Genomic DNA, 17,570 nt, shown 5'->3' with positions numbered 1-17,570 from the left:
AGTTATTCTTTAGCTAAATATTGCTGTGTGAGTTCACGGTAATTATTAATGGCCGTTTGACGTATGTTCCAAGCGTGGGCAAGGCTCCAGATCATCACAATATTAGTTTGTGCCCAGAGAGTCATCGCTACCCAGCAGTAATTTTGTTGGGGATAATGCTTGTCACAAGGGTCAAAGTCCAAGGTATGCCAGTTTAACTGAAAAACCAGCCAAGATGATGAGATAAAGCCTAAAACACTGATAAAAAAAACCGGCCAGCTACAAGCTGAATCTTGATAAAGCCTATCTATGATACAGAGAAAATACATCACTGGTGTACCCACTAAGAAGCAGGTTAAAACCAGTTGGTGAGTTTCTAAGTAGTTGATAGGGAATATTCCCATCAGAACCACACAAGAACCTACCCCGATCCCGATGCATGATAAATAATGGCTAAAATGGCCTAACTTTAATAGCAATAATGTAATCATGGATAACAGGATACATAATCCCGCCACCATTAGAGAGATGTTGTAAATATAGGCATAGCGAGTGTAGGTGTAATCACCTAGCAAGTCTGCTCGTTTGTTTATAACGTCGAAACCGATTTTCTGATATTCAAACCATACAGATAAAGAAACGCCTGTTACTGCTATTATTGCCCCGAGAAAAATCAACATTACCACTAAGCGGTGCAGATCATACTGCATCGATTCTTCCCGTAATTTGTCGTCCATGTCGGTTCCGCTTATGATTAACGCCTAAAAAAAAGGAGTACATATGTATGTACTCCCTGATTATAGAATGCGTTTAGTCAGAACTCACTTTTATACCAAATAAGTAATAAAATGGCTGAGTATTTACGCTTACGGCCTAGTGACGCTTACGGAAGATGACTATCGCAACGGCTACAACCGCTAAGATCATGCAGTACCATGCGTGGGTGACCACATCTAATGGCGATAGGCTAAAGGTTGAGGCTACAAGTAGTGCCTGAGCGCCGTATGGGATCAGACCCTGAATGATACAAGAGAATATATCCAATATGCTGGCTGCACGCTTTGGTGTGACGCCGTGCTTTTCGGCTAACTCTTTTGCAATATCACCAGTTACCACAATCGATACGGTATTGTTTGCCACACAGGTGTTGGTAGCCGCCACTATGCCCGCCATTCCAAGCTCAGATGCACGGCACGAAGCTTCGCCTTTGGCTTTAGAAAAACGTGCAATTAGTTTTTCAATCTGTTGGTTAACAAAAGCTAAGCCACCTTGCTGCTGCATTAGCGCGGCTAGACCACCGACTAACATAGACAGGATAAAGATCTCTTGCATGCTACCGAAGCCAGCATAGATATCTTGACCAAACTGGATTACGCCGTAATCCATGGTGGCGATACCCGTAATACCCGCTAATAAAATACCTATGGTTAATACGATAAATACGTTAAGACCGGCAACCGCTAAGAACAAGATAGTAAGGTAAGGGATCACCTTGATAAAGTCGATATCCTGAGGGGCAACATCTGCCTGACCTTGACCCGCAAAGGTAAATAAAACCAAGGTGATGATTGAGGCTGGGATTGCGAAAATCAGGTTTTCTTTAAACTTATCTTTCATATGACAGCCCTGAGTACGGGTGGCTGCAATAGTGGTATCAGAGATAATAGATAGGTTATCACCAAAAAGTGCCCCCGAGATCACTGCGCCCGCCATAATGGCTAAGTCGATTTGTGCTTCATTAGCTACGCCAAGTGCAATTGGAGCGACCGCTGCAATCGTACCCATAGAAGTCCCCATGGCCGTTGCAATAAAAGCTGCAATCACGAAAAAGCCAGGTAGCAATAAGTTTGAAGGCACTAAAGATAGGCCCAGTGCGACAGTGGCGTCGACACCGCCAGTGGCTTTTGCTACCGCAGCGAAGGCGCCAGCCAATAAATAGATCATGCACATGGCGATGATATTTGAGTGGCCAATACCGGCTAAGAAAGTTTCAATTGATTGGTTAAGCTTTTGCTTCGAAATTAAAATGGCAAAAACAATGGCTGGTAAAATCGCGACTACACTCGGTAGCTGGTAAAAAGCGAAGTCTACACCTTGGCTTTGAAAGTAAACGCCTGCACCAATAAATAAGGCTAAAAACAGAAATAGTGGTGTAAGGGCTAAAAATGATGGAGCGGCAGTTGCTGCTACATTTTGGGCTTGTGGGGCATTATTTGAAGTCGTCAATGTTATCTCTCTTATCTTAAACCTATCTTCGAACCATTGTTCCCATTGCCCTCCTAGCTGGAACAAACTACTTCTAGCCTGAGCTAAATTATAGAATGGTACATCTCAATAGTTGAGAGGATATGAGATCGAAAGACGTCTGTCAATTTAGACGTCTAGATGTTTTTACTGCTAATGTCGACTTTGGTAAAACTTGTGAACTCGGTTGGCTTAGTTAAAGCTATTTAAGTTAACGCTTAAGTTGCCTAGGTTAGGCTGTAATTTCAAATCTTTTTATGTGGAGCCGAGTGATTTTGTTAGCAAATTTCATTTAGAATTTAGTATTAGATGCTAAGCTCTGCCTCAGAGGCGTAAAGCACTAAATTTGAATACTTAATTAAAAGCACTAAATTAGAAAAGAGAACCCTATGCAATTGATGGATGTTGATAAGCAAGCCTATCGTAAGAACACCAATCTGGTGATCATGGGCTTTGTGGCTAGCCTAGCTATCTTGGCACTGGTTTTCGGCGCAATCTTAATTCACTTCTTTGGTGCGCCAGTAAGTGTTAGTGGTGAATCAACCGGTAACTTTCACCTCAATGTTATTGGCGTCGTGCTGGCTCTGGCAGTGTGTAGCGCGGTATTAAACAGTCAAAAGCATAAGCCATATATGCGAGAGGTATATTATGTATGGCGCTTAAAGCAACTGCATAACCAGATATATCGTAAGCTGGCTAAGATAAAGCTGGCCGCTGATAATGAAGAGTTGAATGCGTTTATTATCTTGAGTTTTTACTTTGCTAGCCTTAAGCAGGTCTACACCCTAGACAACAACACGCTCACCATCTCTACGGTGGAACAAGATCTCGCACAGTTAAATGACAAAATCGCCGCGCTGGGTTTAACGGTTTCGGCTGAGCAATTTGAGCCAAAAATGCTTGATGAGATATAACTTCTTCGGCAGGACTCGCTTTGCTATTTAGCTTTGTTAGTTCTGCCATCTAGTGATGTCTAGCTAAGTGGATAGTGTAAGGATTAAATTTATTTAGACTTCTAGATGGCTGACTGTTATGTTCGTATTTCACTCAGATGAAATAGGATATGACGCGATGAAACTCGAATCTCTAGCGCTGCACCATGGATATGAATCGGAAGCAACCACTAAGGCGGCAGCTGTTCCTATTTATCAGACGACCTCCTATACCTTCGATGATACTCAACACGGCGCCGATCTATTCGACCTAAAAGTGCCGGGTAACATCTATACTCGAATCATGAATCCGACCACGGATGTACTTGAGCAGCGTCTTGCCGCGATAGAGGGCGGGATCGGTGCGCTGGCCTTAGCCTCTGGCATGGCGGCCATTACTTATGCGATTCAGGCGCTAACCCAAGTAGGTGATAACATTGTCAGTACCAGTCAGCTTTATGGTGGAACTTATAATCTGTTTGCTCACACCTTACCGCGCCAAGGCGTGGATGTACGTATGGCGGCATTCGATGATTTCGAGCAGCTCGATGCCTTAATTGACGATAACACTAAGGCGTTATTTTGTGAGTCGATAGGTAACCCAGCTGGCAATATTGTCGATCTGCAGCGTCTAGCCGAAATCGCCCATAAGCACGGCGTGCCGTTAATCGTTGATAATACGGTTGCGACTCCAGTCTTGTGTAAGCCATTCGAACATGGGGCCGATATTGTTATTCACTCGCTGACCAAATATATCGGCGGCCACGGTACCACCATAGGCGGGGTGATTATCGATAGCGGTAAGTTTGACTGGGCGGCCCAGCCTAAACGTTTTGCCCTGCTCAATGAACCGGATCCTTCCTATCATGGTGTGGTCTATACCCAGGCCTTTGGCCCTGCAGCCTTTATTGGCCGTTGCCGTGTGGTTCCTCTGCGTAATACTGGGGCAGCCCTAGCGCCTCAAAGCGCCTTCTTGCTGCTACAGGGTTTGGAAACTCTGGCCCTAAGAATGGAGCGACATTGCGATAATGCCTTGGCTTTAGCAAAGTATCTTGAGGCACACCCAAAGGTGAGCTGGGTAAATTACGCCGCGCTTGAGAATAGCCCATTTCAAGATAACTGCCATAAGATCACGGGAGGCAAAGCTTCCGGGATCATCAGCTTCGGTATCAAGTCTAACGATGGCAAACTCGCAGGTGGACGCTTTATCGATGGACTGCAGATGATATTGCGTCTGGTCAATATTGGTGATGCCAAGTCGTTAGCCTGTCATCCTGCATCGACAACCCACAGACAGTTGGATGCTAGCGAGTTGGTTAAGGCTGGGGTGTCGGAAGACTTAGTACGTATTTCGGTGGGCATTGAGCATATCGATGACATTATTGCCGATGTCGCACAGGCGCTGGAAAAAGCGCTGTAGAGTAAGTTAACGATAGAGGCAGCCAAAATCAGAAAGGGTTTTGGCTGTCATCGCGCTTGCTTCAGTCTTTCCGTCTTGTTATTTCTAGCATCTAGACTCTAGGACACTTCGCTGCGAGAGCGGACTGCGTCCTGCTATACGGTCAAGAGCCTGCATATGTTTTTTGTTGTAGCTTGGGCTTTTGCCCATCAAAAATGACGGCATAAATGCCTACCTTCAATGAGGAGAAGCTTTAGATTTTGTTTTTCGTCTCAGCTTTATCCATCTTAGCTTTTATCGACTCTCATTCGGCCTTCCCCGTCTTAACCTGTAGTGTCTTTGCTTTAACCTTGCTTATACCTAAGATCTAGTACCTTCTCTTAAACCTATAACCTTCTGTAAAATCCCCTCTGTAAATGTGGTAATTCAATGTGTTAAGCTTATTCGTGTTGATTGTAAATAAGTTGGAATTCGGGTGTACATTGCAAAAAAGTGGCTAAAGATCATTACGCTCTTTACGGTGGCAAGTTTTGCCTCTGTGATGAGCCTTCAGGTACACGCAGCCGCTCCCTTCCTTAAGTTAGAGCAACAGCTTTCAGACTCCTCTCCAAGTGATGCTTTGGCACTGCTCAACGAGTTTCGACTCGATACTATTAATACCGCAGCATATAGCACCACGGCATTTGACAGAGCTAAGTTACATTTCCTCTACGGCAAGCAATACGCCCGTAACCGCCAGCTCGAACAATCGATTGCAAACTACGACATGGCAATTGTGCAGTCCAAGCCGCTTAAGGACTCGGAGCTGCTGATTGAGAGCTATCTAGGGCGCTCTTTTGCACTCTACTTGAAGACCAACGATCCAGAAGTTTATTGTAGCGATAGAACCAAGGCGCTGGTGCTGGCTAGGCAGCAAAGCAATAGAGAGCTATTAGCTAAGAGCTTAACTCAGAATGCTTTTTGCTTTAATAAGGTAATCAATGTGCATAATGGGATCGCCTTGCTAGATGAAGCCATGCTGTTGATCGATATAGAAGGCAAAGCGAATTACAACCGTAAGGCGATGATCTTTAATGCTACCGGCTCACTCTATCGTACGGTAGGCTTACATAAGCGCGGCTATGTGAACTTTGAGAAAGCCTATCAAAATTGGAGTGAGATAGATAATACTCAAGACATGTTTAATATGTTGCATAACATGATCAGCGAAGCGGTTAAGCTGGGGGATTGGGATAAGGCTAGAGATAATATTGAGCAGCAGTTTTTACTAGCGGTTAAAGCTTCAGAATTTAACGACTTTGGCTTCTTCGCGCACCTAAATGCGGGGCGAGTTGAGTTAGCCACCCATAATTATGCCGATGCGATTGAATACTTAGAGCAGGCGATCGCGCTAAAGGATACCACCCGAGAACAATACTTCATCAGTAGTAGTTATCTGTTTTTGGCTCAGGCGTATTTAAGAAGTGGTGATGTAGAAAAAGCGGCGGTCATGGCCCGCATTTTTAAACAAGACGACACTTTTCCTAAGAATATGAGCAGTATGATGCTAAAGGCCGATGCTATCATCGCCTTAGATCAACAGCAGTATTTATCCGCGATAAACGCCTTGTTAGAGGTGATTGATAAGGAACGGGAAAAGAATAAACAGATCATAGATAATGAGGTGATTGACTCGGCTTTAGAGCATAACTCTGCACTCGCCGAATTTGAGAATCAGTTGTTGGCGAACAAGTTGGCCATCAACGAGCTGAGCTTAGCGGCAGTGGCAGATAAAGAGCGGATCTATGACTTAAGGGTGAGTCTCTTCTTCTTAGTGGCGACGGTACTTCTGATTGCAGTTTTGTTTCTGTGGCAATCTCGTAAAGCCTTTAAGCACAGCGCACAAACCGATTTCTTAACTGGCATCGCCAATCGGGGTCATGTGTTCAATCTCGGCCAGAGAATGATCGACAGGACTATCAAGAAGCAGGAGCCCTTAGCGGTGATCATCTTTGATATCGATAACTTTAAGTCGATCAACGATCAATATGGCCATCAGGTGGGCGATATGGCGATAAAAGCCGTCGCTAAGCGCGGAGAGCGTTGGCTCCGAGAGTGCGATCTTATTGGTCGAATAGGCGGTGAAGAGTTTTTAATTGTACTGCCTGGTGTCACCGAGGCTGATGCCAGCCTGATCTCTGAGCGTTTGCGTGAAGGGATTGCTGCTCAAGCCTTTAAATTCGATGACGTGGTTATCGAGCTGACCGTCAGCATTGGTGTCTCGGTATTAAAGTCTCCTCAAACACGCTTAACCGAACTGGTTAATCAGGCCGACAAGGGACTCTATAAGGCCAAGTTCTCAGGCAAGAATAGAGTCTATCTCATTGAGGAGTGCGCTTAAGTTTAGCCAAACTACTGCCTAGCTCTTATGCTAGGCGGTTTTGTTTCCCACCTTAGTGCGCCTCTGTATAAATGTTTTACTGGGTTTCAAACTTGTATTCAGCCATTTGTTTGCTATGTTTTTTGTTTAGCGAGTGTTGAATTTTGTCAGCTTGTGAACGTCACTCGATGACCGCTAGGTGCTCGCTTAATGGAATGATGAACTGATAACTAAGGTTGGAGATCCCATGAAAAAAGCGCTAGCAATATTGCCCTTTACCGCATTGGCCTTTGCGCCAACTTGTTCAGCCGTAGACGTTTTTAAAGATGATAAAAATGTATTCCAGATGGGGGGCTATGTTGATGCTCGTGTCATCGACACCCAAGGTGTGACTGAAGTCGTTAACGGTAGTTCACGGATTAATTTCGCCTTCACTCGAGATATGTCGAATGATTGGACAGCCTATGCAAAATTGGAATGGGGCGTCAATCCATTCGGTAACAGCACCATCTCCTATAGCAGTGAGAGTAACTTCGAAACTAAAAGCGGCGACTTCCTAAATAATCGTCTTGGTTACGTGGGTCTAAGCCATGATAGATTCGGTTCTGTGACTATCGGCAAGCAGTGGGGGGCTTGGTACGATGTGGTGTATAACACCAACTATGGCTTTGTTTGGGATGGTAATGCATCGGGTACTTACACCTATAACAAATCGGATGGTGCCATCAATGGTGTCGGCCGAGGTGACAAGGTCATCCAATACCGTAACCGCTTCGGTGATTTTAGCATGGCGATTCAGATGCAGCTTAAAAATAGCGTTTCAGAAGTCGAAGATGATGGCTCCAATAGCCCTAACCGATTGGTGATGACTGAGTATGATAATACCTATGGTATAGGTCTTACCTATGAGGCTACAGAGATGCTGACCCTGACTGCTGGCGGTAACTTTGGTGAGCCTGAGGGGACAACGGCTTCGGGAGTGGTGATTTCTGAAACCGACTACATCTATGGTGTGGGAGCAAGTTGGGGCAACTGGGATGACTATGGTTTCTATCTTGCTGCCAACGTAAATGCCAATGAGTTTCACGATACCGATAACATAGGCCGCTTCTTACAAGAGGCGGTAGGCTTAGAATCAATCGCATCTTATCTGTTCGATAACAACATGAAGATCTTAGCCTCTTACAATATTTTAGAGGCGGGAGATAAGTACGAAGCTGCTCATCCAGGAGATGTGTTTAAGCGACAATTTGCCTTTGCTGGTGTGCATTATATTTGGGATAACAGCGTTATCTTCTATTTAGAAGGTCGAGTCGACTTTAGTGACTTCTCTAGCTCAACTCCTGGTATTGAGGCAAGGCAAGCACTGACTGAAGACGACGGTATTGCAATCGGAGTGCGCTATACCTTGTAATGTTTGAGGCGAGTACAGAGAAAAGGCTTACCCATGAGGTAAGCCTTTTTTGTTTGCTCGCTTTTGAACGATGACTTCAAGCCGTTATTTTAACCGCTTAAAGTAAGTGATTACTTTAAGCGATAAGTCACTTCGACTCTGTCTTGAATTGTGACCTTGCCTTGCTGATAGCTAGGACCGGCACCTAAGCCTTTTGCTTCAGAGTTCATTCTTAACATCACAGGCTGAATAGGACGCTGTTCAAAGTAGCTGATCTCCCACACCCCATCGAGTTTCTCACCAAAGCCTTCGGCTAGCATTTTAGCTTTTTGCTGGGCATCTTTGATCGCCGCCATTCTAGCTTGCTCAACATACTCAGCCTCTTTACTCGATTTAAGCGCGATATTATTGATGCGGTTGATCCCTTGTTCTAACGCCGAATCAAGAATGTTATTGAGCTTGGCAAGATCCATTACCGTGACTTTGATGCGGCGGTTAGCGCTATAACCGATAAGTTGATTTGGCTTGTTTTTCTCGTAATGATATTGTGGTTGAAGGTTGATGTTGGCGCTTTGAATAAGGTCTTTATCGATCCCCGCTTTCTCAAGGCGATCTAAAAAGTTAGCAACCGCTTTATCAGACTCTATTTTGGCTTCTTTAGCCGTTTTAGCCTTAATCACTACTTCAACATTGACCTCAGCCATGTCGGCTTTTACGCTGAGTTGGCTTGTGCCTACAGTGTTTAAGTGTGGAAAGTCGACATCGGCGGCTTGAGCCGTGCCAACCATGGCCGTTGAAGCAATTAGGCCTGAGATAAGGGCTGCGATAATTGATGATTTCATAATGACTCCAAAAGTATAAATAGGTATGTATTGTTCGTTTATCTTGTTAGGTATAAACGTAGTCATTTTCGAAAAGGGTTATTTTTCTTTTTTTCTTTTTTTCTTTTATTTGGGCCTGTCGTTTACCGAGCAAATGAGCTGAGTAGAGCTGACATGAGGGGGGCATAAAACTTATTTAAAGACTTCGTTAAATATCACATCGGCTTTGTTTCTTTGTTTTTCCCAGCCTTTAGTCTTTAACTCAGGTTCATCGAGAAAGTCTTCGACATAGCCAATGCAGAGATAGCCAATTAATTCGGCATCCTGAGGGGCATTGAGTGCTTGTTTGACTGTATCAGGGTCGACAATGCTGACCCAACCCACACCAACATTGAGTGAGCGAGCCATTAGCCAAATATTTTGAATGGCGCATACAACGCTAAACCGGCCCATATCAGGCATGCTCGTTTGGCCTAGTACGGGTGTCGATTGCGATTGATAAAACACGGCAAGGTTAACCGGGGCTTCTAATATTCCTTCTAGTTTGAGCTTGCTGTACTGGGTATTTTTATTACCGGTAAATTGTTCACGGCCTGCGGCGTTGGCCTTTACAAAAGATTGGTGCACCTGCTGTTTGGTCGCATCTTCGCGGATCACCACAAATTGCCAGGGCTGGGAGTAGCCGACAGATGGCGCATTTAAGGCCGCATCAATGAGCTTATCAATAATGTCATCACCGACAGGCTTAGGTAAGAAACGATTGCCTCTCACATCTCGTCTAAGACGAATAATTTCAGCGAGTAACTGGCTGTCACTTTCGGAAAATTTCTGGCTCATAGGGCTGTCTCAAGTAAAAAAGCTAATAAAAAGGCGCCACTATGGGCGCCTAGAGCTTAACTGTATTTTGTACTTAAAGCAGCTAGCTTCTGCTGAAACTAGTTAATCATCATAGAGATGAAATAACCAATGACGGTTGCGGTTATTACGCCGATAAAGCCAGGCATAATAAAGCTGTGGTTCACTATATATTTACCAATATGTGTAGTGCCGGTTCTATCGAAGCTGATGGCGGCTAAGTCGCTTGGGTAGAACGGGAAGAAGAAGTAGGCATAACACGCAGGTAGCACACCGATAAGCACAGGCGCCGGGATCCCTAGCGAGAACCCTAGAGGCAGCATGATGGTTAAGGTGGCGGCTTGGCTCTTTAAGAATACCGAGGCGGTAAACATGGCAATCGCAAATGACCAAGGGTGAGCGTGTACGATATCGCTGACCGATTCGATTAAATAAGCCTTGTGGTGACCAATAATGGTGTCACTCAGCCATGCGATACCAAAGATGATGATCACAGCAGTCATACCGGCAATAAACACATTGCTGTGGACGATTTTCTTCGGATCAATCTTGGTTGCCAGTAGGATAATCGCGCCAACCGATAGCATCATAAACTGAATCGCTACCGACATCTTTACGCCTTCTGGTAGTAGTTGGTCGCCAAACATTGCCAGCGCAATCACCGACAAAATACCCAGTAAGAAGATGCTTAAACCTTTCTTGGCAGTGCTGTCATTCTTAGCGCTATCGCTGCTGTCTGACTCAGTATCAATCAGGCTATTTCTAAAATCTTCATCTTGTAAGCGCGCTTGAAACTCAGGGTCTTTATCGAGATCTTTACCGCGATTAAGGCTCCAGGCTGAGGCAACAAGTACACCTATTAGAGTCGATGGAATGGTGACGATCAGCACATCAATAAGACTAATATCAAGGTTGTTTTCCATAGAGCTGGCAATCACTACGGCTGCTGCCGCTGCAATTGGGCTGGCGGTAATCCCCATTTGCGATGCAACGGTAGCAATGGCAAGTGGGCGCTCAGGACGGATGCCTTTTTTGTAAGCAACATCGTAAATTACTGGCAATAGCGGGTAAACCGAATGGCCAGTACCGACCAATACGGTTAACGAATAAGTACAAAGTGGGCCAAGAAATACAATTTGATTCGGGTGTTTACGCAGTAGCTTTTCGGCGTAACGCACCAGCAGTTTCAAACCGCCAGTGGCTTCAAGGGTCGCTGACGCCGCAACCACAGCCAGAATAATCAACATCACGTTGATAGGCGGATTACCTGGCGCAATACCAAACACAAAAGCAAGAATCGATACGCCCAAGCCGCCGAGTAGGCCAAAGGCCACACCACCGTGGCGGATCCCCACAAAAATAACAGTTAACAGCAAGAGCATGTGGATGAAGAACATTGGGGGTTCCTTTAGGCAATAACAATAAGTCAGCCACTTGTATTGGAGGCAGTACCAGAAGTCGTCTATAGACTGGTGGCTAATAAGCCGCAGTTATACCGTATGTTACCGACTGCTTAAATAGTGGGTGTTACACAAGGTGATAACACGCATTTATTTGTCAAACTTTTACTGAAAAGTGTGAACTGGCGCTGACCGGCGCTAGGCTACAACAGCTGCTAACAACATGGTGAGCAGGTGGTTGAAAGTATGTCATTTTGGCAACCGTGGTGATTAGCTGATATTAAACACGAGTTAACTGACAATATTGTGCGGAATTGGTTAGAATTAGGCAGATTTTTCATTCTTCAGAGTGGCAGGCATGCACGTACATATTTTAGGAATTTGTGGCACTTTCATGGGCGGCTTAGCATTATTGGCTAGAGCGGAAGGGCACAAAGTCACCGGCAGCGATGCCAATGTTTATCCGCCAATGAGCACGCAACTCGAAGAGCAGGGTATTGAGCTTATTCAAGGCTTCGATCCGTCACAACTAGGCAGCAATGAAGATGATGCGCCAGATTTAGTGGTGATTGGTAATGCTATGAGCCGCGGTAACCCTTGTGTTGAAGCGGTATTAAACCGCGGTATTAAATATACCTCAGGGCCACAATTTTTAGCCGAGCATATTTTGCCACAGCGCTGGGTACTGGCAGTATCAGGTACTCACGGCAAAACTTCAACCTCAAGCATGTTAGCGTGGATTTTAGAAGACTGTGGCTATGAGCCTGGCTTCTTGATTGGCGGCGTACCGCAAAACTTTGGTGTGTCAGCACGCCTTGGTGGCTCGCCTTTCTTTGTGGTGGAAGCCGACGAGTATGACAGCGCCTTTTTCGACAAGCGCTCCAAGTTTGTACACTATCAGCCACGCACCTTAGTGATTAATAACTTAGAGTTCGATCATGCCGATATTTTTGATGATTTAAAGGCGATCCAACGTCAGTTTAATCATGTCATTCGTACCGTACCGGGCCAAGGTAAGATTATCTGGCCAGCGGATGCTAATAGTGTGCAACAAGTTATCGAGATGGGCTGCTGGAGTGAGCAAGAGCAGTACCACTTGAGTGAAAACTCGCAAGGCTGGTATGCGGTGAACTTGACTGAGGATGGTCATAAGTTTGAAGTCTTCTTTGACGGTGAGTCACAAGGTATTTTAGATTGGCAATTAATCGGCCAGCATAATATTGAAAATGCGGTAATGGCCATTGCCGCGGCAAGGCATGTAGGGGTAAAGCCTGAGGCTGCAATAACCGCATTAACCCAGTTTGCGCCACCAAAGCGCCGTATGGAGCTACTCGATACGGTTAACGGCATTGAAGTCTATGATGACTTTGCTCATCACCCAACGGCGATCACCACTTCGCTTAATGGCATGCGCGCTCGTGTGGGCGAGGGCAAGGTGACGGTGATTTTAGAGCCGCGCTCTAACACTATGAAGAGCGGGGTACACAAGGATACCTTGGCGAACTCACTCAGTTTGGCGAGTAACGCTTTTCTGTATCAAGCTGGCAATATCGATTGGGATATTAGCGCGGCAATGGCGTCAGCCTCGGTTCCGGTAGAAGTCTTATATGATATCGATGAAATAGTGGAGCAGGTATCAGCTCAAGCCAATAGTGGAGATACTATTATTGTTATGAGTAATGGTGGCTTTGGCGGTTTACATCAAAAGCTGCTTGCTAAGCTTCGCAATCAAACAGGTAAATAAAAGCCATGAGTGTTAAATATCGTAAAGCAGAAAAGTCGATAAGCTTGGCTTGGACAGGTGCGTCTGGCGCGCCTTATGGCTTGAGACTATTAGAGATCTTACTTAAAAGTGATTATCAGGTATTTTTGATGATCTCTTCTGCGGCCCGTGTCGTTTTAGCTACCGAGCAAGGCCTACAATTAAGCGCTAACGGCGATAAAGCCAAAGAGCAATTGCTGGCACAATTTGGTGAAGTCGGTGGTGAACTCGTTGTACTTGGCAAAGAAGAGTGGTTTTCGCCGCCTGCGTCAGGCTCTGCTGCGCCTAAGCAGATGGTGATTTGCCCCTGTAGTACAGGCACTTTAGCCGCCGTAGCGACCGGTATGAGTAATAATTTGTTAGAAAGAGCCGCCGATGTGGTAATAAAAGAGCGCGGGCAATTAATCTTAGTTCCGCGAGAAACTCCTTTTAGTGCCATACACTTAGAGCATATGTTGTCGCTTTCTAAGTTAGGGGCGACCATCATGCCTGCTGCACCAGGCTTTTATCATAATCCCAAATCGGTTGAAGATCTGGTAGACTTCATGGTCGCTCGAATTCTTGACCATCTGGGCGTTAACCATGCACTAACGAATCGTTGGGGTTATGACAAGCATAACGTTAGCGACATCGACTACTGAGAGTTTTATGAAACACACCACTGAAGTGATGATCACTGCTGAAGAGATCAATCAAAAATTGGATATTTTGGCTGAGCAGATTAATGCACATTATGCCGATAGCGACCGCCTATTGATGGTAGGTTTACTGAAAGGTTCTGTTGTTTTTATGGCAGATCTTTGTAGACGTATTAAAGGTCATGTTGAGATCGACTTTATGTCGGTATCAAGCTATGGCAACGAAATGAGCAGCAGCCGCGACGTAAAAATTCTGAAAGACGTGCAGTCTGAAATTCAGGGTCGTGATGTGTTGATCGTGGAAGATCTTATCGATTCAGGCAATACCTTAAACAAGGTACGCGATATGCTGATGATCCGTGAGCCAAAGAGCCTAGCGCTTTGTACGCTATTGGATAAGCCTGAGCGCCGTGAAGTTGACGTTCCTGTCGATTTCATTGGCTTCACTATCCCTGATGAGTTCATCGTGGGTTATGGTATCGACTATGCGGAGCAGTACCGTAACCTGCCGTATATCGCTAAAGTTGTACCGCTAGAAGACTAAATTTCAGCACTAAGTATAGGGTGCAGATATTATGGCTGTTATAACCAGCTGATATTCGCCCTTCTTAGGGATGTAATTTATCTATCGACTCCCGCAATCGCGGGAGTTTTTATTTACTTTTCAAATGGATTGGAATAACCATGGCAAATTCAGAAGCAGCCCTCGTTATTGACTCCCTAAAAAAAACCTATAAAGGCGGAGTCGAAGCAGTAAAGGGGATTAGCTTAACCGTTAATAAAGGTGACTTCTTTGCACTTTTAGGCCCAAACGGCGCAGGCAAATCGACCACCATTGGTGTGATTAGCTCACTGGTACAAAAGACTTCAGGCACAGTTTCTGTATTCGAACACGATATCGATAAAGAGCTTGAGCTGGCGAAGCTGTGTATCGGATTGGTGCCGCAAGAGTTCAATTTCAATCAATTTGAAACCGTACTGCAAATTGTAGTTAATCAGGCTGGCTACTACGGTGTTAAGCGCGATGTCGCGATGGCTAGAGCTGAAAAATACTTAAGTCAGCTAGATTTGTGGGAAAAGCGCAATAGCGCTGCTCGTGAGCTATCAGGCGGTATGAAGCGTCGTTTGATGATTGCCCGAGCCTTGATGCATGAACCTAAGCTACTTATTCTGGATGAGCCCACCGCAGGCGTCGATATTGAGCTACGCCGCTCGATGTGGACTTTCCTGACTGAGCTTAACGCTCAAGGGGTGACGATTATTCTGACTACCCACTACCTTGAAGAAGCTGAAATGCTGTGCCGTAATATCGGCATCATAGACAAGGGGGTGCTGGTGGAGTGTACCAGCATGAAGTCTTTGTTGAGCCGTTTGAATATGGAAACCTTTATTCTCGACATTAAAGAAGATCTCGACTCAGTGCCCGAGCTATCGGGTGTGCAGTGTCGCTTGAGCGATAGCCATACGCTAGAGGTGGATGTCGCTAAAGAGCAGGGGTTGAACAAGGTATTTGTCCAACTGAGCGAGCAAGGCATTCAGGTGCTATCGATGCGCAATAAGGCCAACCGCTTGGAAGAGCTGTTTGTTGAGTTAGTCGAGAAAGGTAAGCATAACGGAGATGTGAAATGAACATGAAAGCGCTGTATTTCACAGCTTTTAAAAGTATTTTAACCAAAGAAATCAACCGCTTTACCCGTATTTGGGTGCAAACCTTAGTGCCGCCAGCAATCAGTATGACGTTATACTTTTTGATTTTTGGTAATTTAGTGGGTAAGCGCATCGGTGAGATGGGTGGCGTCTCTTATATGGAGTTTATCGCCCCAGGTTTGATTATGATGGCGGTGATCACTAGCTCCTACTCCAACGTGGCATCGTCATTTTTTAGCGCTAAATTTCAGCGTAACCTCGAAGAGTTGATCGTCGCACCTGTGCCTCACTATGTGATTATTGCAGGCTACGTGGGTGGCGGTGTCGCTCGTGGTTTATGTGTCGGTACTATCGTCACCTTGGTGGCGATGTTCTTCGTCGATATCACTCTGCATCATGTCGGGCTAGTGGCGATAACCGTACTATTAACGGCGATTCTATTTGCCCTTGGCGGTTTGATTAACGCTGTATTTGCCAAGAGTTATGATGATATCAGTATCGTACCGACCTTCGTGCTAACGCCATTAACTTATTTGGGCGGTGTGTTTTACTCGTTATCATTACTGCCCGATTTCTGGCAGGGCGTATCAGCGCTAAACCCGGTGGTGTATATGATTAACGTATTTCGCTATGGTTTTCTAGGCTATGCAGACATGAGTGTGCCGTTATCAATCGGCATCATGGTAGCTTTCTGTGCAGCACTTTGGAGTGTTGCCTACTACCTGATCTCACGTGGTATCGGCTTGAGAAGCTGATCTCTTTTAAGCTTCATATTAAAACGCCAACAGCTTAAGCTGTTGGCGTTTTTGTTTGAAGCATTTGATAGCGCTTTATGGTGACTCTTGTTCGATAAAAACTACTATTTCAAATAGCTGGGCAATATTGTTTACGCTCAACTTGCTAGTGCAGCAGTGTCCAGCTTGGCTCGCGTGTAAACGCACCCAGTCTATTAGTGTAGCAATTGGCAGTTGTGGCGTGCATGGGCTTAGCAAGGTGTCAGATTCTATGTGATAGCTGGTGCCGTTAGTGTCGATAATAAATACGCCGTCGAGGGGACCAAGTAAACTCAACTGCTCGAAAAACTCCTCACTGGAAGTTAGGTAGATAAGCTCATCTTGCAGAGGCTGTTTAAGCAAAATAGGCCAAGTAAGCGAGTGGATATTCAAAGGATCTTGTCTCCTTGAGCTTGGACGCAGACCTAACTCGGTGTGGGGGGCTATACTTGCATTGAACCAGTCCGGACTTGAGGCAGAGATTAGCTGCTCCGCTCAACAAGTTTGGCTTAGATGATACCTCATGTCAGCCTTAGTATATCGCAGTTGTCTCTTTTTCTATTTGCAGCTTTCTATCGTTGAGTAACTCAATGGTGCCAGAATTAACCTTTACAAGCTGGTCAAAGTGCTGGTTCATCTCTTTCACTGACTCTTGGAATTCTGGATCGCTAGGTGCTTTTTTCTGCCAATAGCGGTCGCGCTCCAGTTTTTGCAGTTCACTGGCTCTGAGTATTTCGTAATAACTATTTTCTTGGCGCAGTCGATACATTTCGCTATCTAACAGCTGTAGTAGGCGCTTCTTTGAGATGGTTTTTTTGTTGAGCAGGGCTTGTAGCGGATCTTGGATCTCGATACGTTTATCTGAGTCCGTTTCTGTGGTGATCCCTAACTGGTATTCAATCTTGTGCTGGCGAAATTCTTCAGGGCATGACTGTTGACTAAAGACTATCTTGTCATCTTTTATACACTTAAAAATACTGTTTGCCTGTGCAGAACCCGCAAGAGCGAGGCAGAGAAAAGTGAAAATAACTTTCGCCATCCGGCTAACTATCCTTATTGACCGTTTAGTTGATACAAATGCATAGCTGTTAACAGCAAGTCTGGATCGAGAAATAATCACACACTGTTTTTTAATTAACAAGAATGCTTAACATTTAACAATAGAGCACACTATGGCTTAAGTTGACGCAGAACACCAGTTTTTTGACACTAAATAATTGCACTTTAAAAGTGTTGTGAACTCATATATATAGGCAAAAATAGCTTGGTGAATCTTGTGATTTATCTTATTGCGAGGAGGTCATGGAGCTATGGTGTAGCGCTAAGGTTTAGTGATACAGATTACGCTGACTTCAGTCATTCTTGATA

The 17,570-nt window shown here is 45.1% G+C and carries 16 protein-coding genes; 9 read left to right on the top strand and 7 right to left on the bottom strand.

Annotation, left to right across the window (positions count from 1 at the left end; translation table 11 throughout):
• Positions 1-2: 2 nt before the first annotated feature.
• Positions 3-716 carry a DUF998 domain-containing protein gene (locus tag Q1A86_RS06425; RefSeq protein WP_299804348.1) on the bottom strand — a complete coding sequence of 238 codons (714 nt, stop codon included), beginning with the start codon at positions 714-716 and terminating at the stop codon, positions 3-5.
• A 136-nt stretch (positions 717-852) separates the two neighbouring features.
• Positions 853-2,205, bottom strand: a complete 1,353-nt coding sequence (locus tag Q1A86_RS06420; RefSeq protein WP_299804345.1) for a Na+/H+ antiporter NhaC family protein — start codon at positions 2,203-2,205, stop codon at positions 853-855.
• A gap of 407 nt (positions 2,206-2,612) precedes the next feature.
• Between Q1A86_RS06420 and Q1A86_RS06415 the strand changes: the two genes are divergently transcribed.
• From Q1A86_RS06415 to Q1A86_RS06400, 4 genes are all read left to right on the top strand, one after another.
• Positions 2,613-3,137 carry a DUF3087 domain-containing protein gene (locus Q1A86_RS06415; protein WP_299804342.1) on the top strand — a complete coding sequence of 175 codons (525 nt, stop codon included), beginning with the start codon at positions 2,613-2,615 and terminating at the stop codon, positions 3,135-3,137.
• Positions 3,138-3,294: 157 nt separating this feature from the next.
• Positions 3,295-4,575: an aminotransferase class I/II-fold pyridoxal phosphate-dependent enzyme gene (locus tag Q1A86_RS06410; protein ID WP_299804339.1), complete on the top strand. Its 1,281-nt coding sequence runs from the start codon at positions 3,295-3,297 to the stop codon at positions 4,573-4,575.
• A 454-nt stretch (positions 4,576-5,029) separates the two neighbouring features.
• On the top strand, positions 5,030-6,934 hold the full coding sequence (locus Q1A86_RS06405; RefSeq protein WP_299804337.1) for a GGDEF domain-containing protein: 1,905 nt from the start codon (positions 5,030-5,032) through the stop codon (positions 6,932-6,934).
• Between the two features lie 226 nt (positions 6,935-7,160).
• Positions 7,161-8,327 (top strand): porin, encoded by a 1,167-nt coding sequence (locus tag Q1A86_RS06400; RefSeq protein WP_299804335.1) that lies wholly within the window; start codon positions 7,161-7,163, stop codon positions 8,325-8,327.
• Between the two features lie 110 nt (positions 8,328-8,437).
• Here Q1A86_RS06400 and Q1A86_RS06395 read toward each other — a convergent pair whose 3' ends face one another.
• The 3 genes from Q1A86_RS06395 to Q1A86_RS06385 form a co-directional block, all read right to left on the bottom strand.
• Positions 8,438-9,148 carry an oxidative stress defense protein gene (locus Q1A86_RS06395; RefSeq protein ID WP_299804333.1) on the bottom strand — a complete coding sequence of 237 codons (711 nt, stop codon included), beginning with the start codon at positions 9,146-9,148 and terminating at the stop codon, positions 8,438-8,440.
• A gap of 171 nt (positions 9,149-9,319) precedes the next feature.
• Positions 9,320-9,964, bottom strand: a complete 645-nt coding sequence (gene bluB, locus Q1A86_RS06390; protein ID WP_299804330.1) for a 5,6-dimethylbenzimidazole synthase — start codon at positions 9,962-9,964, stop codon at positions 9,320-9,322.
• Positions 9,965-10,062: 98 nt separating this feature from the next.
• Positions 10,063-11,379, bottom strand: coding sequence for an anaerobic C4-dicarboxylate transporter (locus Q1A86_RS06385; protein ID WP_299804327.1), 1,317 nt, complete (start codon positions 11,377-11,379; stop codon positions 10,063-10,065).
• A gap of 361 nt (positions 11,380-11,740) precedes the next feature.
• Between Q1A86_RS06385 and mpl the strand changes: the two genes are divergently transcribed.
• The 5 genes from mpl to Q1A86_RS06360 all read left to right on the top strand — a co-directional run bounded on the left by mpl (position 11,741) and on the right by Q1A86_RS06360 (position 16,184).
• On the top strand, positions 11,741-13,126 hold the full coding sequence (gene mpl, locus Q1A86_RS06380; RefSeq protein WP_299804324.1) for a UDP-N-acetylmuramate:L-alanyl-gamma-D-glutamyl-meso-diaminopimelate ligase: 1,386 nt from the start codon (positions 11,741-11,743) through the stop codon (positions 13,124-13,126).
• A 5-nt stretch (positions 13,127-13,131) separates the two neighbouring features.
• Entirely contained in the window at positions 13,132-13,785 is a 654-nt protein-coding gene (locus Q1A86_RS06375) for a flavin prenyltransferase UbiX (protein WP_299804322.1), read from the top strand.
• Between the two features lie 7 nt (positions 13,786-13,792).
• A complete protein-coding gene (gene hpt, locus Q1A86_RS06370) occupies positions 13,793-14,326 on the top strand; it encodes a hypoxanthine phosphoribosyltransferase (protein WP_299804319.1) in 534 nt (177 codons plus the stop codon).
• 140 nt (positions 14,327-14,466) lie between these two features.
• The gene (locus tag Q1A86_RS06365) at positions 14,467-15,411 is read left to right on the top strand and encodes an ABC transporter ATP-binding protein (RefSeq protein WP_299804317.1); all 945 of its coding nucleotides are present in this window, start codon (positions 14,467-14,469) and stop codon (positions 15,409-15,411) included.
• 2 nt (positions 15,412-15,413) lie between these two features.
• On the top strand, positions 15,414-16,184 hold the full coding sequence (locus Q1A86_RS06360; RefSeq protein WP_299804659.1) for an ABC transporter permease: 771 nt from the start codon (positions 15,414-15,416) through the stop codon (positions 16,182-16,184).
• 75 nt (positions 16,185-16,259) lie between these two features.
• On the opposite strand, the gene Q1A86_RS06355 is transcribed toward Q1A86_RS06360, so the two are convergent.
• Both Q1A86_RS06355 and Q1A86_RS06350 read right to left on the bottom strand, forming a co-directional pair.
• Entirely contained in the window at positions 16,260-16,595 is a 336-nt protein-coding gene (locus tag Q1A86_RS06355) for a DUF4144 family protein (RefSeq protein WP_299804314.1), read from the bottom strand.
• 139 nt (positions 16,596-16,734) lie between these two features.
• The gene (locus Q1A86_RS06350; protein ID WP_299804312.1) at positions 16,735-17,241 is read right to left on the bottom strand and encodes a DUF4124 domain-containing protein; all 507 of its coding nucleotides are present in this window, start codon (positions 17,239-17,241) and stop codon (positions 16,735-16,737) included.
• Positions 17,242-17,570: the final 329 nt, after the last annotated feature.

It is taken from the genome of uncultured Shewanella sp. (assembly GCF_947497935.1).
Lineage (GTDB): Bacteria > Pseudomonadota > Gammaproteobacteria > Enterobacterales > Shewanellaceae > Shewanella.
Note: the sequence above shows the minus strand (reverse complement) of the source record. Positions and strands in the feature narration are given on the sequence as shown.